The 19645-nt window shown below is 63.1% G+C and carries 20 protein-coding genes, 1 tRNA gene and 1 pseudogene; 13 read left to right on the forward strand and 9 right to left on the reverse strand.

Annotated features, from left to right (window positions below; translation table 11 throughout):
- Positions 1-258: 258 nt before the first annotated feature.
- The gene (locus tag GJ630_RS04940; protein WP_050037287.1) at positions 259-1557 is read left to right on the forward strand and encodes an O-acetylhomoserine aminocarboxypropyltransferase/cysteine synthase family protein; all 1299 of its coding nucleotides are present in this window, start codon (positions 259-261) and stop codon (positions 1555-1557) included.
- 288 nt (positions 1558-1845) lie between these two features.
- Here the strand turns inward: GJ630_RS04940 and serB are convergent, their stop codons facing one another.
- The 3 genes from serB to GJ630_RS04955 form a co-directional block, all read right to left on the reverse strand.
- A complete protein-coding gene (gene serB, locus GJ630_RS04945) occupies positions 1846-2508 on the reverse strand; it encodes a phosphoserine phosphatase SerB (protein ID WP_255355556.1) in 663 nt (220 codons plus the stop codon).
- 207 nt (positions 2509-2715) lie between these two features.
- Entirely contained in the window at positions 2716-4125 is a 1410-nt protein-coding gene (locus tag GJ630_RS04950) for an erythromycin esterase family protein (protein ID WP_191449480.1), read from the reverse strand.
- A 212-nt stretch (positions 4126-4337) separates the two neighbouring features.
- A complete protein-coding gene (locus tag GJ630_RS04955; protein ID WP_050007179.1) occupies positions 4338-6515 on the reverse strand; it encodes an ATP-dependent DNA helicase in 2178 nt (725 codons plus the stop codon).
- Between the two features lie 77 nt (positions 6516-6592).
- On the opposite strand from GJ630_RS04955, the gene GJ630_RS04960 reads away from it, so the two are divergent.
- Entirely contained in the window at positions 6593-7345 is a 753-nt protein-coding gene (locus tag GJ630_RS04960; protein WP_191449481.1) for a hypothetical protein, read from the forward strand.
- Here the strand turns inward: GJ630_RS04960 and GJ630_RS04965 are convergent.
- Positions 7324-8295 (reverse strand): cation diffusion facilitator family transporter, encoded by a 972-nt coding sequence (locus GJ630_RS04965; protein WP_014039049.1) that lies wholly within the window; start codon positions 8293-8295, stop codon positions 7324-7326. The genes GJ630_RS04960 and GJ630_RS04965 overlap by 22 nt on opposite strands.
- Before the next feature lie 66 nt (positions 8296-8361).
- Here GJ630_RS04965 and GJ630_RS04970 point away from each other — a divergent pair, with 66 nt between their 5' ends.
- A complete protein-coding gene (locus GJ630_RS04970) occupies positions 8362-8871 on the forward strand; it encodes a metallophosphoesterase (protein ID WP_014039050.1) in 510 nt (169 codons plus the stop codon).
- 58 nt (positions 8872-8929) lie between these two features.
- On the opposite strand, the gene GJ630_RS04975 is transcribed toward GJ630_RS04970, so the two are convergent.
- A complete protein-coding gene (locus tag GJ630_RS04975) occupies positions 8930-9613 on the reverse strand; it encodes a helix-turn-helix domain-containing protein (RefSeq protein ID WP_050037291.1) in 684 nt (227 codons plus the stop codon).
- Between the two features lie 159 nt (positions 9614-9772).
- Between GJ630_RS04975 and GJ630_RS20285 the strand changes: the two genes are divergently transcribed.
- From GJ630_RS20285 to GJ630_RS04985, 3 genes are all read left to right on the forward strand, one after another.
- Positions 9773-9898 carry a hypothetical protein gene (locus GJ630_RS20285; RefSeq protein WP_004959992.1) on the forward strand — a complete coding sequence of 42 codons (126 nt, stop codon included), beginning with the start codon at positions 9773-9775 and terminating at the stop codon, positions 9896-9898.
- Between the two features lie 43 nt (positions 9899-9941).
- A complete protein-coding gene (locus GJ630_RS04980; RefSeq protein WP_064288536.1) occupies positions 9942-11033 on the forward strand; it encodes an aminopeptidase in 1092 nt (363 codons plus the stop codon).
- A 285-nt stretch (positions 11034-11318) separates the two neighbouring features.
- The gene (locus GJ630_RS04985) at positions 11319-11693 is read left to right on the forward strand and encodes a YccF domain-containing protein (RefSeq protein WP_191449482.1); all 375 of its coding nucleotides are present in this window, start codon (positions 11319-11321) and stop codon (positions 11691-11693) included.
- A gap of 3 nt (positions 11694-11696) precedes the next feature.
- Here the strand turns inward: GJ630_RS04985 and GJ630_RS04990 are convergent, their stop codons facing one another.
- Positions 11697-12212, reverse strand: a complete 516-nt coding sequence (locus GJ630_RS04990) for a CNNM domain-containing protein (RefSeq protein WP_014039053.1) — start codon at positions 12210-12212, stop codon at positions 11697-11699.
- A 107-nt stretch (positions 12213-12319) separates the two neighbouring features.
- Between GJ630_RS04990 and GJ630_RS04995 the strand changes: the two genes are divergently transcribed.
- The gene (locus tag GJ630_RS04995) at positions 12320-12640 is read left to right on the forward strand and encodes a zinc ribbon domain-containing protein (protein WP_050007182.1); all 321 of its coding nucleotides are present in this window, start codon (positions 12320-12322) and stop codon (positions 12638-12640) included.
- Here the strand turns inward: GJ630_RS04995 and GJ630_RS05000 are convergent, their stop codons facing one another.
- Both GJ630_RS05000 and GJ630_RS05005 read right to left on the reverse strand, forming a co-directional pair.
- Positions 12641-13477 (reverse strand): DUF1109 domain-containing protein, encoded by an 837-nt coding sequence (locus GJ630_RS05000; protein ID WP_191449483.1) that lies wholly within the window; start codon positions 13475-13477, stop codon positions 12641-12643. It lies immediately after the preceding gene.
- A 101-nt stretch (positions 13478-13578) separates the two neighbouring features.
- The gene (locus tag GJ630_RS05005; protein ID WP_050037293.1) at positions 13579-14607 is read right to left on the reverse strand and encodes a radical SAM protein; all 1029 of its coding nucleotides are present in this window, start codon (positions 14605-14607) and stop codon (positions 13579-13581) included.
- Positions 14608-14742: 135 nt separating this feature from the next.
- Between GJ630_RS05005 and GJ630_RS05010 the strand changes: the two genes are divergently transcribed.
- Positions 14743-16092 carry an MFS transporter gene (locus GJ630_RS05010; protein WP_191449484.1) on the forward strand — a complete coding sequence of 450 codons (1350 nt, stop codon included), beginning with the start codon at positions 14743-14745 and terminating at the stop codon, positions 16090-16092.
- 50 nt (positions 16093-16142) lie between these two features.
- On the opposite strand, the pseudogene GJ630_RS05015 reads toward GJ630_RS05010, so the two are convergent.
- A pseudogene (locus tag GJ630_RS05015) lies at positions 16143-16535 on the reverse strand (zinc ribbon domain-containing protein); the annotation flags it as partial.
- A 126-nt stretch (positions 16536-16661) separates the two neighbouring features.
- Between GJ630_RS05015 and GJ630_RS05020 the strand changes: the two are divergent.
- From GJ630_RS05020 to GJ630_RS05040, 5 genes are all read left to right on the forward strand, one after another.
- The gene (locus GJ630_RS05020) at positions 16662-17162 is read left to right on the forward strand and encodes a phosphate-starvation-inducible PsiE family protein (protein ID WP_014039058.1); all 501 of its coding nucleotides are present in this window, start codon (positions 16662-16664) and stop codon (positions 17160-17162) included.
- Positions 17163-17207: 45 nt separating this feature from the next.
- On the forward strand, positions 17208-18305 hold the full coding sequence (locus GJ630_RS05025) for a DUF373 family protein (RefSeq protein ID WP_014039059.1): 1098 nt from the start codon (positions 17208-17210) through the stop codon (positions 18303-18305).
- Positions 18305-18601 (forward strand): hypothetical protein, encoded by a 297-nt coding sequence (locus GJ630_RS05030; RefSeq protein WP_014039060.1) that lies wholly within the window; start codon positions 18305-18307, stop codon positions 18599-18601. Before GJ630_RS05025 ends, GJ630_RS05030 begins: the two co-directional genes overlap by 1 nt.
- A gap of 54 nt (positions 18602-18655) precedes the next feature.
- A tRNA-Arg gene (locus GJ630_RS05035) sits at positions 18656-18760 on the forward strand.
- A gap of 311 nt (positions 18761-19071) precedes the next feature.
- Positions 19072-19386: a helix-turn-helix domain-containing protein gene (locus GJ630_RS05040; protein WP_191449485.1), complete on the forward strand. Its 315-nt coding sequence runs from the start codon at positions 19072-19074 to the stop codon at positions 19384-19386.
- Positions 19387-19645 lie beyond the last annotated feature (259 nt).

Below are 19645 nucleotides of genomic sequence, written 5' to 3' on the forward strand. Positions count from 1 at the left end.
GACCGGTATGCTAACCGCCCGGCACGACCGCAGGCCTGCCCTTCCCCGGGTCGCTTCGGGTGCGACAGTTGTCGCACCACTCGCTCCCGGCCGTCCGCCTGTTTGTACGTTGTCTCGACAGCACCGCCCAGATTGTACCCTGTCGACCCATGGCCGAACCTATTCGGCATTAGTGCGAAGAATCACCGGTATCTCGTAGCAGTGGCGGGGCTGACCGGTGTGGCTGTTATTAAGACCCGTCCGGTGGAAGCGGGGTGTATGAGTGACGACCAAGACCACGGATTCGAAACCGACGCGCTGCACGTCGGGCAGGAAGAGCCGGACGCCGAGACCCGCTCGCGCGCGCCACCGCTGTACCAGACAACATCCTACGTCTTCGAGGACGCCGAGGACGCCGCAAAGCAGTTCGCGCTGGAGAAGCCGGGCCACATCTACTCGCGGCTAATGAACCCCACCGTCGGCATGCTACAGGAACGGCTGGCGGCGCTGGAAGGCGGCGTCGGCGCGGTCGCCACCGCCTCCGGCATGGCGTCGCTGAATCTCGCCACCTTCCTGCTCGCAGACGTCGGCGACAACGTCGTCACGGCGTCGTCGCTGTACGGCGGGACCTACACCTACTACACCCACACCGCGCCGCGAAACGGCGTCGAGACCCGCTTCGTCGATACGCTCGACTACGACGCCTACGCCGAGGCTATCGACGAGAACACCGCCTACGTCCACTGTGAGACCATCGGCAACCCGTCGCTGGTCACACCGGACTTCGAGCGCCTCGCCGAAATCGCCCACGACCACGGCGTCCCCTTCTTCGTCGACAACACCTTCGCGACGCCGTACCTCTGCAACCCAATCGAACACGGGGCCGACCTCGTCTGGAACTCCACGACGAAGTGGATTCACGGCCACGGCACCACCGTCGGCGGCGTTCTCGTCGACGGTGGCTCCTTCCCGTGGGAGGAACACGCCGATAAATACCCCGAAATCGCCGGCGACAACCCCGCGTACCACGGCGTCAACTTCCGGGAGCGGTTCGACGACGCGGCCTTCACCTACGCCGCCATCGCCCGCGGCCTCCGCGACCTGGGCTGCCAGCAGTCACCCTTCGACGCCTGGCAGACGATGCAGGGCCTGGAGACGCTGCCCGCGCGGATGGACCGCCACTGCGACAACGCCATGGGCGTCGCCGAGTTCCTCGCCGACCACCCCGAGGTCTCGTGGGTCACCTACCCCGGCCTCGAAGACCACGAAACGCACGACACCGCCAGCGAGTACCTCGACGGCGGCTACGGCGGCATGATAACGTTCGGCCTCGACGCGGGGTACGACGCCGCCCGAACGACCGTCGAATCGACGGAGATCGCCTCCCTGCTGGCAAACGTCGGCGATGCGAAGACGCTCATCATCCACCCTGCCTCGACCACCCACCAGCAGCTCACTGACGAGGAGAAGGCCGCAGCCGGCGTCACTGATGACATGGTCCGACTCTCCGTCGGCACCGAATCCGTCGAGGATATCAAAGCCGACCTCGACCAGGCTATCGGTCAGGCAACCAACTAACTGAAGATACAGTATTTTAGAGACAATATCTGGACACCCGTACCAAAGTGGCGCAAGAATTCACCTGTTCACTAGGTTTATTACGAGAGAGGATAATGTATTCAATGAACCGTCGCCGGTAGCGAGCACGCGTCGGTTCACGCTCAACCATACTCTGTCATTGGTCCGACAACGAACGCTCGCGTCCGTGGGGAGCGTGCCTCTCCCTGCTTCAATCTCTCATCCGATACTGGTCAGCGGCGAGAACGGCTTCAATGCACAATCCGGAGCGCGAGCGCGGAAACTGCGCTACAGGACGTCTTCGGCTTCCAGCAGGTCGTACAGTTCGTCCATCGTCTCGACCGACGTGTCACACGACGGTGCGACGGCCGGTTTCGGGTCGAAGCCGATAGCCAGGTTCGCGACTTCGAGCATCGGCAGGTCGTTAGCTCCGTCCCCGACCGCGACGGTCGTGTCCCGGTCCTCGCCGGTGACAGCGGTCACAACCTCCATCGCATCGTCTTTGGTCCCGGAGATGAGCGGGCCGCGGACCTCACCGGTGAGTTCTCCGTCTGTCATAACCAGCCGATTGGCGACGATAGCGTCGACTTCGACCCCCTCCGTTTCGAGTGCAGCCTCGACGCCGCGCTCGAACCCGCCGGTGAGGATAGCGACGTAGACGCCGGCGTCCCGCAGAGCTTCGATGATCTCTGCCGCGCCGGGGCGCAGGGCGACCTCGTCGAAGGCGTCCTGTGCCTTCTCCTCGGAGAGGCCTTCGAGGAGCGCACACCGCTGGCGGAGACTTTCGGCGTACTCGATTTCGTTGTTCATCGCGCGCTCGGTGATGTCGGCCATGTCCTCGGCCGTCCCGTTCTGGCTTCCCAGCAGGACCGTCATCTCCGAATCGGAGAGCGTCCCGTCGAAGTCGAAAGCGACTAGCATTGCCCGCGAGTTTCGCGTGGAGGGTTTCAAAACATCCGGTTTCGGCTGGTCAGCCGACAACGCCGAGCGGGTATCCGACGATCCGCAGTGGGCTCTCCATCTCGCCGGACCGGTCTCACAGCGCCTCTCTCGGGTCCTGATTTGGGAGCACCAGCAGCCGCCGCGAATACGGGACATACTGACGCGAACCTGAACCAGCCGTCGTGACCGGTTTGTAAAAAGACAACTTCGCTGTGGCTACGCTGACCCGGAGAACGTTGCGGGCGAGACATCGCGGATGAAAACGATGCCATCCATCAGTTCACCGGGGGGTTCCGGAATCGCCATCGCACCTTTTTCGGGTGCCTTCGGGGCCGTCACCTGCATCTTCGATGTATTCGCGACCGAGCGGTCGATCGAGTCCCGCTCCCGTACGTCTTCGAAATCAAGGAAAAACTGTGGGTGTGACGCCTCCGCCAGCGTCGCTTCCAGCGTCTTGCCGACTGGGCCACCGAGGTCGAACGTCTCGAACTCGGTTCTCTCGTGGTTTGCCGGCACTGCGAACGAACCCGACCCGAACAGCAGCCCGAGCGAGTAGTAGTCCGAGCCAAACCGTTCAGTCAGGTGCTGCCCCATTCGCGCTCCGTCCTCCGACGCGTCCCCGACGTTTCTCATCGTGTGGTTGGCGTTCCCCATCACGATGGCGCGCTCCGAACCCGTCCACTCACGGAGCCACGCGACGTTGTCGGCCATCGCCGTGTCACGGATCGTTTTACCCTGTGTGTACTCCTCGGCGGCGAGTTTCTCCACGAACCGTACCCCTCGTTCGAGCGTCCAGACGTGCCGCTGCATAAGCCGGAACTCGGTCTCCGAACGCTGTTCCACGTAGCGACTCTCGTGGGTCCGCAGCCGCTCTTCGAGATCCTCGATCAGTGCCATCTGGGAATCGGTCGCGACCGTGGAGGGATCGGTCGCCTGAAACCGCGTCGTCAACGGTTCGAGCGAGTCCTCGATCTCCGCCAGATACTCCGAATCCACGCTATCGAGGTACGACCGGATGGCCCTCGCGTTGATGTGATAGAACTGGGCATCGTACCCCCGCACAACAGCCTGGTCCGCACTGGGTCGCCCGTCGTTGAACTCCCGTAGCCACTGGAACAGCCGGCGGATCTCGTCGGTCTGCCAGAAGTAGAATTCGAGTGACGACAGCGCCGCGTCGAGGTCACCCTCCCCGCCAGTAACGTACGCGTTCACGGAAGCGAAGTCCCCGAGCGTCCCTTCTATCGCCACCAGACGGTAGCCGTGGTCGCTGACCAGTCGCTGAACGAGTTGTCGAGGAATTGTTTTGAACTCCTTCACCCCGTGTGAACTCTCTCCGATCCCGACGATAGGCGTCTCAGCGAGTCGGGTGGCGATATCGTCGAGGCCACTGGACGGGGCTGTCGGCTCGAACGGAACTGCTTGGCTATCGATAGCCCTGACGAGGTCGTTTGTCTCTGTTGCTCCGTCACCGGTCGTATTCGCGCCTGTTGTGCTCCCATTAGCGGTCTCAGTCGTTGATTCGGCGGTGTCAATAGAACTCCCGGAACAGCCCGCTAGCGCACTGGCAGTGACTGCGCCGGCCACCGTGACGAACTCGCGACGTGAGATGTCTGTCGTTGGTTTCATCGCGCTCTCTCGGGATGGCCGGTTCAAAACACCGGAGAATAAAGCCACGAGTAGTTTTCCAAACCCTGCAAACGATCCGACGTATCGACAACTTTATGTTTAAAATGATGTCAAATCTAAAATTATCCCGTGATGAACACAGCGACTGGGGCAGACTCCTCTGTCTGAAGCCTGCTGGAGACGGACTCACGGGAAGCCGTCACAGAGCAGTTCTACGGCTTCGGGGGTGGTCCGTCGTAGGCGTCCATGTCCTGATAGAAGTTCAGCATCGCGAACTTGAGCTTCTCGGGGCCGATATCGACCATCTCGCGGCGTTCCTCCGGGGGGAAGGTTCCGCGAACGGCGTAGTCGTGCATCTCCATCTCGGCGGCTTCGGTGTAGCGCTTGTCCAGCAGGATGCGCGCGCCGAAGTCGTCCGGCGAGCGGACCACGCGACCGAGGGCCTGTCTGGTCTTGCGGACGGTCGGAATTTCGACGGCGTAGCGCCAGCCGGCATCGTCCTCGCCATCGCCGAAGGTCGTGTCGTAGGCGTCCTGCACGGCGTCCATGCGGTCGTCGAGATGGGGGTAGGGAACGCCGACGACCACGACCGTCCGGGCGTCGTCGCCGTCGTAGCTCACGCCCTCGCCGAGCGTCCCCCACAGCGAGGTGTAGAGGACGCCGTTGTCGCCGTCGGTAAAGGCCTCTCGGAGGTCACGCGCCTGCGTGCCCGGTTCGTCCAGGTACCGGGTCGCGCTCACGGCGGTCATGTCGTGGTAGCGCTCGGCCTCGCTGTAGGAGGGACAGAACACGAGTGTGTTGCCGGGCGTGAACCGGACAATGTCTTCGAGTGTGCGGGCGATGCGTTGCTGGGTCTGTGGGTCGTCCCGCTCGCTGGAAAACAGCGCGGGGCCGTCGACGGCGTAGGTTCGGCGGCGGTCCTCGGGGAACTGCGCGCCGTAGGCCATCGTCACCGGGTCGTCGACGCCGACGACGTTCTCGGTCACGTCGAAGGGGCGGAGCGTGGCGCTCATCAGCACCGCCGCGTGCAGGTCCTCGAACAGGTCGCGGGTGACTTCTTCGGGGATGCAGGTGTACAGCTCCGCGCGGCCGTACACGTCGTCGGTCGACTCGTCGCGGCGGACGCTGACCACGGGGTACTGGCCGGTCTCGTCGGATTCGTCGAGCCAGTCGGCGATGAAGCCGGCGGCCTGCAGGGTCTGGCACTCCTTTCTGGTGTCCAGCTCACCTTCTTTGAATGCCTTCTGGTAGCGCGCGTCGAGGTCTCGACCGAGTTCCAGCGCGCGGTCCAGTTCCTCGTGGAAGCCGGGGCCGGTGTACCCCTGGAGGAAGGCAAGCGTCAGGTCGTCCTTCCGGTCGTCGTTGGCGATGGTGATGTCGTCCCAGTGCTCGTCGACGGCCGCGCGTGCGCCGAACTCGAAGGAGTCCTCGTAGGCCTCGACGAGCGCGTCCCGGAACGTTTCGATGACGTTGGCCGCGGCGTCCGTTCGGGCGTCCTCCTCGCTGTCGAGTTCTTCCAGCGCCTGGTCGAGCGTGTTCTCGGTGAGCGTCCGCCGGGCGTGGTCGCGGGCAGCCGACTCGACGTTGTGGGCCTCGTCGAAGACGGCGATAATGTCTTCGGGGTCGCGGCCGATCCAGTTGAAGAACTGCTCGCGGATGGTCGGGTCCAGCAGGTGGTGGTAGTTACAGACGACGAGGTCGACGCCGTCCATCCCCTCTTTCAGCAGTTCGTAGCCACACAGCCCCTGCTGGTGGGCGTACTCGTACACATCGTCGGGCGTCCGAACGTCGTCGAACAGCCACGCGTAGAACTCGCTGGTGTCGACAGTGAGGTTCCGGTAGTAGTGGTCGCAGGTCGACCGCTCGGTTTCGATCTCCTCGCGCTCGTCTTGCAGGTCCCGGAGCTCCTCGACGACGGCGTTGCGGGCCTCCATCGCCTCGCTGCTGCCCGCCTGGCCGTCCGAGAGCAGTTCCCCCTCGCGCTGTTCCAGCTCGGCGATGTCGCTCTCGACTTCGACCAGGTCACGGGTCGTGTCCCGCAGCGCCTGACACTCCTCGTAGTCCACGTCAATGTGACACATCGACCCTTTTCCTCGGAAGACGACCGCTCGCAGTCGCTCCTGGTCGGTAATCGCTCTGGCGTCCTCGACGAACTGGCGCATCTGCTGATGGACGTTCGTCGTGATGACGACGGTCTTGCCCGTCTCGCGGGCGTGTTCCAGCGCGGGGACCAGCGAGGCGAGCGTCTTGCCGGTCCCGCAGGCCCCTTCGAACAGCACATCCCGGCCCTCGTCGAGGGCGTCGTATATCGTTCCCATCGCCTCCTGCTGATGGTCGTACGGCTCCTCGAAGGGGAAAAACCGCATGTAGCCGTCGTCCGTCGTTGCCACGTACTCTCGATTGGCCGTTCACCGGCAAAAGGGTTCGGCCCCACAGCTACTTGCCGCGAGCGCCCTTCCTGAAACGTATGTGGCGTGTCACGCTCACTGTCGCCATCGCGCTTCTCGCGGGCTGTTCCGGCCTCTTTTCGGCCGGGTCGACAGCGGACGGCGGCGACCCGGTGACGCCAGCGCCCGTCCCCACTAGCTCGCCGGACGCGACAGTGACAGTCCCGACTAGCAACGGAACCGTCGACGTGGGCCGACTACTGGACCGTCACCAGCAGGCGCTTTCGACCCGGAGCTTCCACCGCCACGTCGAACAGGCGGGGCCACAGAACACGCTCGACGTCTGGATAGACCGTGGGCGAGAGGTCCAGCGCGTCAGACGTCGGTTCGGTCCGATATCGGACGATGTGATCCTCGCCAACGGGACGGTGTACACCAACGTCCGAGACGATCCTGATACGCCGTACGCCACCACGCCCGCGACACCGAACACCTCGCTGGTCACCTCGACAGCCGGGAGTAATCTGCTCCGACAACTCCTGTCGAATACCGAGTATCGGCAGGTGGACTCCGTCCAGTGGAACGGACGACCGGTCGCTGTTCTGGCCGCGACGGATACGGTCGAGACGCCGATTGGCGAGAACGAGTCCGAAATCGGGCGGTCGCGGCTGTACGTCGACCGACAGGGGGTAATCAGATACGTCGAACACACCGAACGTCGACCGGACCGGCCGGACATCGATACGACAGTGACGGTCACGACCGACACCGAGCGCGTCCCGATTCCGTGGTGGCTCGAAGACAGCGACCCCTACGACTCCGGCTCGATGTAGACTTTCCTGATGTCGCCGTTAGTGTCCTGCATCGCTGATTCGAGGGTCGTTATCTCGTCGTCCATCGACTCAGTATCGAGTGCCGGGTCGAACTGTAGGTCCGCGAAGACGATGACCTCGTTCGGCCCGAAGTAGACCGTCCGGAAGCCGATGATCTCCGTCACGTTCTCGTTCTGCATGATGACGTCACGGAGTCGCTGTTCCTCGTCCGTCGGGAGGCTTTCCCCCAGGAGGAGGCGCTTGTTCTCCCAGGCCAGGGCCAGGGCGAAGCCCATCAGCATAATCCCGATGAGCAGCGCGGAGATCCGGTCGAAAAACGGGTTGCCGGTCTGCTGTTCGAGGAACAGGCCGACCAGCGCGATGACGATGCCTGCCAGCGCGATGGTGTCCTCAGTGAGCGCGGTCAGCGTCGTCACGTCGCTGGTCTTGCGGAACGCCTCGCGGTAGCCCGACCAGTCGTTCCGGTCGATCTGGCGTTTCATTTCGGCGCGGGCCTTTATCAGCGCGTACGTCTCGAACACGAACGCGCCGAGGAGGACGGTGTAGTTGACCCACAGCGGGTCCAGCCACGCCGGCGGCTGGAAGGAGATGAATAGGAACTCGACTGCCTCCCCGGCGTGTCCACCGCCGCCGTGCCCGCCGGCGGTCAGTTGGTTGTAGCCGTGTTTCGCGCTCTCCCAGCCGGCGATGCCGAACAGGAACACGGAGACGAGAAAACTGTAGAAGAACTGCGCCTTGCCGTAGCCAAAGGGGTGGCGACGGTCCCGCTCCCGCTCGCTGAACCGAATCCCGATGAGCAAGAACACCTGGTTTCCGGTGTCTGAGATGCTGTGGTACGTTTCCGACAGCATCGCGGCACTCCCGGTAAGGAGGAAGCCGAAGAACTTCAGAATCGCAATCGCGCCGTTGGCTATCAGTGCGGCGATGACGACTGATTTGCTCCCTGCCATTATTTTTCCGTCACATCCATCACGCAAAATGCTTCTGGATTTATACCTGGCTCCGTTACCGGCGGTATGCTCACTGTCATCTCAGATACGCACGGGACGGACGACCATCGACTGTCAGGTCGGACGCTTGATGCTGTCCGCGAGGCCGACCACGTTCTCCACGCGGGCGATTTCATGACCGAGCGGGTCCTCGATGCTATCGACGCCGAATGCGACGAACTGACCGGCGTCGTCGGGAACAACGATAGACCGGCGGTCCGCGCCCGCCTCCCCGACGTTGCGACCGTCTCCTGGGAGGGGCTGACCATCGTCGTTGTCCACGGCCACGAGCACACCGAAACCGCCCTCGGGATGCTGGCTCGGCAGGAAAACGCCGATATCGTCGTCGTCGGACACTCGCACAAACCCGTACTGACTGATTTCGGCGGCTGGACGCTGGTCAACCCGGGCAGTTATGCGGACCCGCGGCGCTATCAGCCGGCCCACGCGGAACTGGATGTGATGGCCGGTGACGTTCGCGTCCGTCTCCGCTCCCCGGATGGCACGCCGATATCGACGACTATCGTCGAACGGTGAGACAGTTACACGGTAACTTTCCGTCAAAAGCTCGCGTCACAGTGAACCGAATCGGCGGCTACTGGCGCATGTACCACAGCGCCGCCATGCCTGCAATGACGAACGCGCCGCCGGCGAAGAACGCCAGTCCCGGCGGAATCACAGCAGCGGCGGCTTCAGCGCCGCCCTGTGCGGCGGTGTCGAGCGCACCCGCAGTGGCCTCGAAGCCGCCGTCCGTCACGGTAGCGTTCTCGGCGTAGAGACTCGGATTCCGGGGGTCAGTGTCCGCACTCCCGGAGGACACTGTCGGGCCACCGAACAGCGACCCAAGTCCGCTCCCGAACACCTGCTGGACCAGCAGACTGGCGAAGCCGATGATCGCGAGCCCGCCGATAATGTTCGCTAGCGCCGCCCGCAGCCCCGACGTCTCCTGTTCATCGCCGGCACAGATAACGAGCGGCTGGTTGGCCGGCGCGAACACGTCCATCTCGCGCCCCTTCTCGGAGTAGGCCGTATCGACGACCTCGACCGCACCGGCGTTTTTGAGCTTCTTCAGATGGTACTGTGCGTTTTGCAGCGACGTATCGACCCGGTCAGCCAGCTCCGACGGCGGTGCTGGCTCCTTGTTTAGCTCTGACAGTAAGTTGCGCGCGGTCTCTGCCGAGAGTGCCGACAGCACGTCGTCCGCATCATCACTGTCGACACCGATTACTCGGGGTTCGGCGTCCGGGGTCGCCGGGTCCCGAGAGGGCAGCAACGACATGACTATCTGTATGTTCTATGGGATTATGAGTCTTTGCCAAAGCACAGTGATCGTTGTAGCTATCGGTCAAACCCGTATTTTACCCTCCGATATCGACCGGTAGACGCCCGAAGTCGGGTCTCCCGAAAGGACTTTCATGTCGGCTCGACAACCGCCGGTATGGCTGACCTGCTCACCTACGCGCTCCTCGCTGCTGTGCTCCTGTTTTTCTTCTTTATGTATCTGATGCTCCGGCGGACCTTCCAGGGATTCAAAGAAGGGTTCCAGCAGAGCAAGAAGAAGTAGCCGGGAGGGTAACGGTTAGGGGCCGTCGGTGGTGCCTATCTGTATGGACCCACGTATTCGCGAACACGCGGAAGTCATCGTCGACCACTCTATCGACCTGAGCGAAGGCGACAACCTCGTTATCGACGCCCACCCGCAGGCTTCGGACCTCGTCACCGCGCTACACGAGTTCGCCGCTGACCGCGGCGCGAACCCGCTCGTTGTGCAGAACCGCCTCGGCGAGCGGTTCCGGCGCGCCTACCTCCGCAACCGGGACGAGTTCGAGACGCCGAGCCACATCGAGGCGCTGTACGAGGAGATGGACGCGTACATCGCTATCAAGGGCAGCGACAACGTCACCGAGACCAGCGATGTCGACCCCGAAACGACAGCCGCCTACCAGCAGTCCCAGCAGCCACTCTTGAACGAGCGGCTCTCGAAGACCTGGTGTCTCACCCAGTACCCCGCGCCCGCGAACGCCCAGCTCGCCCAGACCTCCACAGAGGGGTACGAGAACTTCGTCTGGGACGCCGTCCTCAAAGACTGGGACGCCGTTCGCGAGCACCAGGCACAGATGGTCGAGATACTCGACCCCGCCGAGGAGGTACGCATTGTCTCGGGAGAGACGACCGACGTGACGATGTCTATCGCCGGCAACGAGACGCTCAACGATTACGGCGAGAAGAACCTGCCCGGCGGTGAGGTGTTCACTGCGCCAGTCTCCGACAGCGTCGAGGGCGAGGTGCTGTTCGACAAGCCGCTGTACCATCAGGGCAGGGAAGTGACCGACGTCTTCCTCCGCTTCGAGGACGGCGAAGTCGTCGAGCACAGCGCCGCCAAGAACGAGGACCTCCTGACAGAGGTGTTGTCGACTGATGACGGTGCGAGCCGACTCGGCGAACTGGGTATCGGAATGAACCGGGATATCGACCAGTTCTCCTACAATATGCTGTTCGATGAAAAGATGGGTGACACCGTTCATATGGCGGTAGGGCGAGCCTACGACGAGACGGTTGGCGAGGACAACGAGCAAAACGAATCGGCCGTCCACGTCGACATGATCGTCGACATGAGCGAGGACTCGTTCATCGAAGTCGACGGCGAAGTCGTGCAGCGGAACGGGACGTTCGTCTTCGAAGACGGGTTCGAGGTCTGAGTACTGACCGCGAACGGAGTGAGCGGCTTTTTTCATCGCCGGGAGAGCACGCTCTCCCGAGCCCTCGTTCGCTCCGCTCACGAGGACGACGTTTTTCAAGGAGCGGTCGCCAGCGGCGACCCGACGCCGAAAAAGGTCGGTGCAAGTCGTGCAGCGGAACGGGACGTTCGTCTTCGAAGACGGGTTCGAAGCGTAACGCCGGACCCACACTGTGTGGCTGGCTCGGTTTCTGTCCTCACACACCGGACAGGAAGCTTATGATGCCGGCCGGGGTAGGTTCCAGGTATGAGTGAACAGCGGTCCCTCCTCGTTCGGGCGGTGTGGTTTCTGCTCGTCGGCTGGTGGGTCACTGGCATCTGGCTCTCGGTCGCGTGGCTACTGAACGTCACGATCATCGGCATCCCGCTGGGCATCAAGATGATAAACAGGGTACCGCTCGTGCTGACGCTCAAGCGACGCGACCGACTCGTCACAGAGACCGAAGGTGGCTCGCAACACTCGCTGCTCGTCCGCGCGGTCTGGTTCGTCTTCGTCGGCTGGTGGGCCAGCGGCGTCTGGACCGGCGTCGCGTACGCGCTATCGGTGACGATCATCGGTCTCCCGCTGGCGATCTGGATGTACAACAAACTGCCGTTCGTCGTCTCTCTGTACCAGTACTGACGGTCAGTCCAGGTACGGCTTCTCGATGTCGGTTTCGACGGGAATGAGGGCGTTTATGCGACTGGTAATGCCATCGAACAACGTGATAAGCGGGGAGAGCACGCGCTCGACGATCCGGACCGGCGATGCGACAGTCAGTGCCCATTTCTGTGCGTTGCCGAGGCCGAACGCCTTCGGCACGATCTCGCCGAAGATCAGGATGAGGAAGCTGGTGACGACCGTGGTTGCAACGACCGCCGGCCCCGGGGAGAGATAGCTCGCGACGAGGACGGTGATGATGCTCGAAATCGCGATGTTGACGATGTTGTTGCCGACTAGCAGCGTCACCAACAGGCGGTGTGGGTTGTCGTACAGTTCCTCCAGCACCTTGGCCTGTCGGTCGCCCGTCGCCGCCTGTTGTGCTATCCAGTCCTTCTGTAGCGAGAACACCGCGATTTCCGAGCTCGAAAAGAACGCGCTCAACCCGAGGAGCAAGACCACGGCGAGCCCGCCACCGATTGCCACGATAGGGTCACTCACAGCCTGTCTTCAGCGAGACGGGACAAGAAGGCGTCGACGCGGCCTGACGGCCCGCAAGCCGACGGATGCGGCGAAGGATACTCGACGTTCCAGCCCATTGTTACCGTATGTCGCTCGGCCAGGTGGAACTGGCGTTGCGCGTCATCGCTGGCCTGTTCGTTATCGTCGCGCCGACGCTGCTGTTTCTGGGGCTGTGGCGCGGCCTCGAAGCGATGCGTGACGACGAGCTCATCCAGCAGGTCCACCAGCGCGCCGAGATGCGGGACCAGTCGCCTACCAGAGCCGACTGGCCAGTCGACACGCTCACCGACGACGAGGCGTCACCGCTGTCGGAGACCAATATGTCGGTCGTGACCTGTGGCACCTGCGGTACGCCGAACATGCAAGACGCCTCCTACTGTCAGGAGTGTCTCACAGAACTGGAGTAGTCAGTCTAATCTGTCGCTTTCGCCGACCTGAATCGCTATCGTCGGCTCGGGCCGCTCGGCGCTACAGTCGATGTCCCGCTCGATGGCGTACGTTTTTGGCTCCGTCCGGTTCGGGTCAATCGGCAACTCGGCGGTGACGGCGTAGGACTTCGTCGTCGAAGCGCCGATGGTGTCCTCGTCCCACTGGATATCGGTGTCTACGTACACGCTGTCCTGCGGGTGGTCTGTCGGCCCGACCAGACAGCCCGAAAGCGAGGGGAGGTCTAGCGCTCGCAGGAACGGTGACGGGTTCGATGCGGTAACGGCTCCGATTTCCGCCTCGATGTACGGGTACCTGTCCGGGGTCTCCGGCTCCGGGACCGACACGGTGACGGACTCGTTTGTCTGCACATCGTAGGTCACCCCGCCACTGAGCGCGTCGGCTCCCACGAGCACCCCGCTCACGACGAGCAGGCCGCCGAGCGCGACCGTCGCCGTTCGGCGCGACGGTGTCGGAATCCCTGCCCGGAGCGCGTAGCCGAGCCCGACGAACAGTCCCGCCGACGCGGCGAGCAACAGGAACGTGCCAGTTTCACCCGGCGAATACCGAACAACGACGTAGCCGGCGAACACGACGTAGGTCACGCCACTGAGAGCGAAGGCTACGACGTCAAGCACGTCCCGTTCGAGGGCCACGCCCGCAACGAACAGCGCAACAAAGCCCAGCAACAGCAGCGCCGCTTTCACCGTTATCGAGAGATCAAACACGACGTCCCGGACGAAATACAGGAGCGCCGCCGCGGCGAACAGAATACCGAGTGTGTACAGGAGTTTCCCGCTGTCGATAGCCAGGCGCATGGAGGGTCACCGGCATTTCTCTTAGCTGATAGATAAAGCCACGGCTGGACAGCACAGGCCTGTGTGATGCAGAAACCGGACAGAAAAACAGAACCCTGGTCTCAGTCGTCAGCCGTTGCCCGTCCAGCGTCAGCACCGTTGGACAGCGGCGTCCGCTCGACGACCGTCCCGTCGTAGGTCGGGTACTGCTCGACGATTTCGCCCTTCTCGACGTCACCTTCCTCGACCATCTCCTCCAGCAGCCACCAGGCGAGTTCGACGTGCTCGGATTTGACGGTGTAGTACTCTTCGGGGACGCCGAGGGTTTCAAGCCGAGCCTCGGAGGTCCACGCCTTCCCGTAGACGAGCGTCCCGTCGTCGGTCACGTCGTCGAACGGCCGGCGGATGTTGCGGGCCATCCGCTTGAGCCGCGAGCGGTGCTGGGCGGCGTCTTTGAACACGCTCGTACAGAAGTACACCTTCTCGTGGTCGCCCATCTTCTCCAGGATGTCGTGGGACCCCTCGACGGCGCTCATGTGGTCCTCTTTCAGTTCGAAGCCCTCCTCCTGCATCCGGCGGTAGTTCCCGTCGGACATCTCGAACTCGTTGATGTTACAGAAGTCGGCCGCGCCCTCGTCGAGGAACTCGAGGAACTCCTCCTCGGCGCGGATACCGGGAATCTCGAAGGCGGGTGTCAGCCCCTCCTCGCGGGCGATGTAGAGGATGTCCTCCCACTCGGTCCCGTGGAGGTCGCCCCACTGCTCTAGAGGCGGGTGGAAGCGGATCTCGTCGAGGCCGGCTTCCGAGAGGCGGCGCATGTTCTCGCGGCCGCCGGGGATACCGGTGTAGAGGTGCGTGTGGTGGTCCTCGCCGAATTCGTCTTTCAGCAGTTCCAGATAGTGACAGGTCCGGTCAAGTACTTCCTGGGGTTCGCCGCCCGTGATGGAAGTCCCCAGCGCGCTCATGCGCTTGGCCTCCTCGATGACGTCCGAGTCGTCCTCGACGGGACGCTCGTTGGCGTACATCTGGGTGACGTTCTTGCGGTTTTCCCCGAGGGGACAGTAGAAGCAGTCTCGCTGGTCGCAGTAGCCGTAGACGAACAGCACCATCTTGCCGCCTTTGGCGCACTGTTCGCAGCCCTCGGAAATCATTGTCTCTAGCCACCGCTCCCAGCGGGAAAAAGCGTGCGCATCGGGCCTGGCGTGGGACGGGACGGCATGGACGTGGTCCGAACGGTGCGCACGTTCCCCAGCGCCCTTATCCGGCTTCCCGACGCAGAGGGTTGTATGACAGACACCGGGACCGGAATCACCGGGTCCCGCCGCCGTCGCGGCCTCGCGGTCGTCTTCTTCGTCGTCTTTCTGGACCTGCTGGGCTTCGGCATCATCATCCCCATCCTCCCGTACTACACGCGCACGTTCCCGGGCGGGACGGAGTTCGTCATCGGACTGCTTGCGGCTTCGTACTCCGCGATGCAGTTCGTCTTCGCGCCGCTGCTTGGCTCGCTGTCGGACCGCGTCGGCCGCCGCCCGGTGCTGGTGGTATCGCTGTGTGGGTCCGTCGTCGCTTGGACTGTGTTCGGGCTGGCCGACGCGCTGTGGCTCCTGTTTCTGTCCCGGATGCTGGCCGGTGCGATGGGCGGCAACCTCTCGACGGCGCAGGCCTACGTCGCCGACGTGACGCCGCCGGAGCGCCGGGCCGCCGCCTTGGGTTTCATCGGGGCCGCGTTCGGCCTCGGGTTCATCTTCGGCCCCGGCATCGGCGCGGTGTTGAGCTTCGACGCCACGGTCGCCGCCGTCGACGGTCTCTTGCCGGCGGCTGTGCCCATCTCTCGGTTCTCGCTCCCGAGCTTCGCCGCCGCGGCCGCTAGTCTTGCCGGTGTGTTCGTCGCACTGTTCTTTCTCCCTGAGTCCAGGACCGTCGCCGAATCCGCGGCCGCGACCGCGACAGAGCGTACCTCGTCGATTACCCAGCTCCGCGCGGCGGTGGCGACCCCAGGTCTCCGGCCGCTGCTCGCGGCCTTCTTCCTCGTCTCGTTTGCCTTCTCCGGCGTGCAGGTGATGTTCGTTCCCTACGTCGCTGATATCTACGGCTACACGGCCGCCCAGAGCGCGCTCCTGTTGACATATATCGGCGTCGTCGCAGTCATCACGCAGGGGGTCCTCGTCGGCCGCCTTTCGGCCCGCTACAGCCCGGTCCGGCTCTCGCTGTTCGGGACCGCGCTGCTCGTCGTCGGTGTCGGCGCGATCCCGGCTTCGCGGGCCATCGGGTCGGTTCTCCCTGACTTGACCGCACTTGCCCCGTTCCTCACTGCCGACCTGCTCGGCCTCTTGCTCGTGTTGACGCTGTTACCGCTCGGCAACGGCATCCTCTCGGTGACGCTGACAGCGCTGGTCTCCCAGCAGGCCAGCGCGGCCCTCCAGGGAAGCGCTTTCGGCATCACGCAGGGCGCTGGCAGTCTCGCCCGGACCGTCGGCCCGCCGGTCATGGGGGGACTGTACTTCGCCGTCGGCTACTGGTCGCCCTTCGTCGTCGGGAGCGTACTGTTGCTCCCGGTCCTGTGGCTCGTCGCCAGGCTGGGCACACCCCCGGAATCATTCGAGCCGCGGCCGGCGGACCCGGGCCACGCTAGATAGGGACTGCTGTCAACGACTCTACCCTACTTCGCTCACCTTGACGGGTTCGCTCATTGAGGGTGGGGTTTGTCCGTGGACTCTGCCTCGAACCCGTCAGGGTACGGGGTGTATCCCCGACTTGGCGTCACTGTCCCGGACTTCAGGGCGTATTGACTGACGCCCCTCCCACGCGAGGACTGTTGCTCGCGTCGGAGATACACATCTGCCACGTTCTTGGCAGCGTTGTAGTCAGCGTGATTCTGATTCCCACACTTCTGGCACTCGAACGTATCGCGTGACGGGCGATTCTCGTCGTGGATGAACCCACACTCGGCGCACCGCTTGCTCGTGTTCTTTGGATTCGTCGTATCCACGAACAACCTTTCGGCTTCGGCCTTGTACTCGACGTACTCGCACAGTCGGTCGAACGCCCACTCCGAGTGCCACGCTGCTTCGGACAACCTCTGAACATGATGATCGTTTCCTCCCCATCCTACTGCGCTACTCACTCGCTCCGCTCGTTGCGTTGCTCCTTGAGGACGGGGACTCCACTGGATAAAGTTGAATCGGCTGGGGGCCCTCTCGTCCGTATGGATGACGAGGAGTCCGACCCCGTGGGCGGGCCACTGCCGGCAGCGGAGTCGTTCGACGACAGGGTGCTTGGGGTTAGCGAGTCGCTCATCCGATACGTCGAGGTCGTCGCAGCGCTGGTGCTGGTCCTGCTCTTTGCCATCGGCGTCTTCGACCTGACCCTCCAGATATTCCAAAGCGCGCTCCGCGGCGACATCACCGATCCGCTGGTCGTCGTCGGCTTCATCGACACGGCCCTGCTCCTCTTTATTATCGTCGAGGTGTACCAGACCGTCGTTGCGTACACGCAGGAAAGCGAGACGCGCCGCATCGTCCGTCTGGTGATCTACACGGGCGTCATCGCGATGGTCCGGAAGGCTATCATCTTCCGCACCGGTGAGTACAGCTCCGAACAGGCCGCGCTCACCGCCGCAGCGGCGTACACGCTCATCATTCTGGGGCTCGCCGCGCTGTTGCTCGTCGAGCGGCGGACCCGGGGGACGCTGCCTGAATCAGGGTGAGGCGGTCCCGAAAGAAGTTAAACACAGACGGCGTAGCGCCGGTAGATGCTGCTGGTGCTGTGTATCGACCTCGACGACGACCTCGGCCGTAAGACCGGCATCGAGACGCCAGTCATCGGGCGCGATGCCGTCGTAGATGCAGCGGTGGCGCTGGCCTCGAACGACCCGGAGGACTCCGACGTGAACGTCCTCTTCGAGGGCGTCCACATCTACGACGACATCACCGACGAACCGGTCGAAGTCGCGGCCGTCACCGGTGTCGACGGGAGCGACGTGGCCGCCAACCGGGCGGTCGGCGAGGAGGTCGATACCGTTCTCGCGTCGCTGGCGGCCAGCGAGGACGTGCGGGCGCTCATCGTCACCGACGGCGCACAGGACGAATCGGTGGTCCCTGTCATCCGCTCGCGGGTCCGTATCGACGGCGTCCGCCGCGTCGTCGTCCGCCAGGCCCAGAACCTCGAATCGATGTACTACACCATCAAGCAGGTGCTCGACGACCCGGAGACCCGCGGCACAATTCTGGTCCCGCTTGGCATACTCCTGCTCATCTACCCGCTGACAATCGCCATCGAGGCGCTGGGCTACCCCGGCTCCGCGCTTGGTGTCATTTCCGGCCTGCTTGGGCTCTACATCCTCGCCCGGGGCCTCGGCGCTGAGAAGATACTGGACGAAGCGGTCGAGCGGACGACGTCCGGACTGTACGCCGGGCGCGTGACGATCATCACCTACGTCGTCGCGGCCGCGCTGCTCGCTATCGGCGGCGTCAGCGGCGTTCAGGAACTCGAACGCCAGACCGACCCCGACGCTCTGGAAGTCATCGCGTCGCTGGTTTCGGGAGCGATCCAGTGGTTCGCCGCCGCCGGCATCACCTCCAGCCTCGGCCGCGTGACCGACGAGTACCTCGACGGGAGCTTCCGCTGGCGGTATCTCAACGCCCCCTTCTACGTCCTGTCGATTGCCGCCGTGTTGCACGCCGTCAGCGCCTTCTTCCTCGGGATTCGGGATCTGGAGTACCTTGCGGTGATGCTCACCGGCGGGACCCTGCTTGGTCTGGTCAGCACGCTGGCCTTCGCCGTCGCGGAGGCCCGCTTCGACCACCCCGAACAGCACAATCAAGGCCCCGGCGGTCCCTCGTCCGAGTGATGTACGTCTCCCGTGCCGTCGAGAGCCTGCGTGCGGACCCAATCGAAGGCGAGCCCGTCGAGTTGCTTCTCGAAACGGCTGAGGATGCTGACCCCGACCGTGTCGCCGCGGCCGTGGCGGCCGCCGGCGCGACCGTCGAGCGCCACCTCCAGTTCGACGACCTGCTGGTCTCGACCACGCAGGACGAAATCGACGCCCTCTGTGAGCTGGACGGGCTGACCGCGATTCAGACCGGGAACGTCAACGCCATTACGACGGCTGATGACGTCGAAGAAGACCTCGACCACGGTGACTGACCGGCGATCGCGTTCCGCATTTCTTTTGTCACTACCGGAAGTACACGACAGCGAGGGCACGTAGCTCAGTCCGGATAGAGCGTCGGACTTCTATCTCCGCTGGCGCTGCCATCGGGGGAAGATATCCGACGGTCGTGGGTTCGAATCCCACCGTGCCCGTCCCGAAATCGTCGGTTTCGAGCTTCTACGCTCAAATACCGATATAACACGGTTCAGGTCGTCTCTGGGCCGGTTACAATTCTCAGTTGAAACTCGGATTTTGGAGTTCGTTCAGCAGTTGAACGGCCCCCTTCGCCTGCTGTCGATTTCCATTGTTCCGGGACGTGAGCGGGGTGTTGATTCTTGAGTTCCCCCGCTCCTGAGGACTGGCCGTTCCCTCCAAACGAGTTCGTTCGTGCGTCCCGTCTCATAGAGGCAACCGACGACGAAGTTCGTCGAGCAATCGAGCAGATCGAGGACGGTGGTTCTCGATGACTGATATTTCTGACTGCTTTGGGCCTGATCAGCCTGATTGGGTCACTAGTTCTGATCACAAAATCATCGCCATTCTCGCAAGTGGCTTAATCCTCTCGCCGGCAGTGATTGCTGAAAATACGGATATCACTCGCGAAACGGTTTGTAAACACCTCAAATCGCTACAAGCAGCTGGTGTAGTCGAAAAAGTTCGTCGTGGAAAGTACAGGCTAGCCGTTAGTTCTGACCAAGATTTCGAGATTCCCCGTGAGCTAATTTGCGCGACTCGGTTTCAGGAGGCTTCGGTGCAGGATGGTGATCCCGATGACTGACTGGGTTTGCGTCGACGAACTCTGCTTCGATTTAGTCTCTGTTTCGACGAGCGACGATACCACGGCTTCGGCCATCGCGCTAACCGAGGCTCATCGACATACTCGAGATGAAGTCTCAGCTGTAATCCTCGATCTCGAAGGAGGTGGTCAGGCGTGACCTCCTGGTCGGACTACGTTCACTACGCCTGCGATGACTGCGGAGCGATCTGTATCAATCACACCGATACAGAAGCCGCTCGGTTCGACCTCTGCCATTCCT

The organism is Haloarcula sp. CBA1122, assembly GCF_009741785.1.
Classification (GTDB): domain Archaea; phylum Halobacteriota; class Halobacteria; order Halobacteriales; family Haloarculaceae; genus Haloarcula; species Haloarcula hispanica.

What these genes read in the sequence shown, in the direction of transcription:
- GJ630_RS05040 (WP_191449485.1), top strand. Translation starts at nt 19,072, where the DNA reads ATGACTGATATTTCTGACTGCTTTGGGCCTGATCAGCCTGATTGGGTC.
- GJ630_RS04940 (WP_050037287.1), top strand. Translation starts at nt 259, where the DNA reads ATGAGTGACGACCAAGACCACGGATTCGAAACCGACGCGCTGCACGTC.
- GJ630_RS04975 (WP_050037291.1), bottom strand. Translation starts at nt 9,613, where the DNA reads ATGTCGTTGCTGCCCTCTCGGGACCCGGCGACCCCGGACGCCGAACCC.
- GJ630_RS04965 (WP_014039049.1), bottom strand. Translation starts at nt 8,295, where the DNA reads ATGGCAGGGAGCAAATCAGTCGTCATCGCCGCACTGATAGCCAACGGC.
- GJ630_RS04950 (WP_191449480.1), bottom strand. Translation starts at nt 4,125, where the DNA reads ATGAAACCAACGACAGACATCTCACGTCGCGAGTTCGTCACGGTGGCC.
- GJ630_RS04970 (WP_014039050.1), top strand. Translation starts at nt 8,362, where the DNA reads ATGCTCACTGTCATCTCAGATACGCACGGGACGGACGACCATCGACTG.
- GJ630_RS05010 (WP_191449484.1), top strand. Translation starts at nt 14,743, where the DNA reads ATGACAGACACCGGGACCGGAATCACCGGGTCCCGCCGCCGTCGCGGC.
- GJ630_RS04960 (WP_191449481.1), top strand. Translation starts at nt 6,593, where the DNA reads ATGTGGCGTGTCACGCTCACTGTCGCCATCGCGCTTCTCGCGGGCTGT.
- GJ630_RS05030 (WP_014039060.1), top strand. Translation starts at nt 18,305, where the DNA reads ATGTACGTCTCCCGTGCCGTCGAGAGCCTGCGTGCGGACCCAATCGAA.
- GJ630_RS05025 (WP_014039059.1), top strand. Translation starts at nt 17,208, where the DNA reads ATGCTGCTGGTGCTGTGTATCGACCTCGACGACGACCTCGGCCGTAAG.
- GJ630_RS05000 (WP_191449483.1), bottom strand. Translation starts at nt 13,477, where the DNA reads ATGCGCCTGGCTATCGACAGCGGGAAACTCCTGTACACACTCGGTATT.
- GJ630_RS05020 (WP_014039058.1), top strand. Translation starts at nt 16,662, where the DNA reads ATGGATGACGAGGAGTCCGACCCCGTGGGCGGGCCACTGCCGGCAGCG.
- GJ630_RS05005 (WP_050037293.1), bottom strand. Translation starts at nt 14,607, where the DNA reads ATGATTTCCGAGGGCTGCGAACAGTGCGCCAAAGGCGGCAAGATGGTG.
- GJ630_RS20285 (WP_004959992.1), top strand. Translation starts at nt 9,773, where the DNA reads ATGGCTGACCTGCTCACCTACGCGCTCCTCGCTGCTGTGCTCCTGTTT.
- GJ630_RS04995 (WP_050007182.1), top strand. Translation starts at nt 12,320, where the DNA reads ATGTCGCTCGGCCAGGTGGAACTGGCGTTGCGCGTCATCGCTGGCCTG.
- GJ630_RS04985 (WP_191449482.1), top strand. Translation starts at nt 11,319, where the DNA reads ATGAGTGAACAGCGGTCCCTCCTCGTTCGGGCGGTGTGGTTTCTGCTC.
- GJ630_RS04980 (WP_064288536.1), top strand. Translation starts at nt 9,942, where the DNA reads ATGGACCCACGTATTCGCGAACACGCGGAAGTCATCGTCGACCACTCT.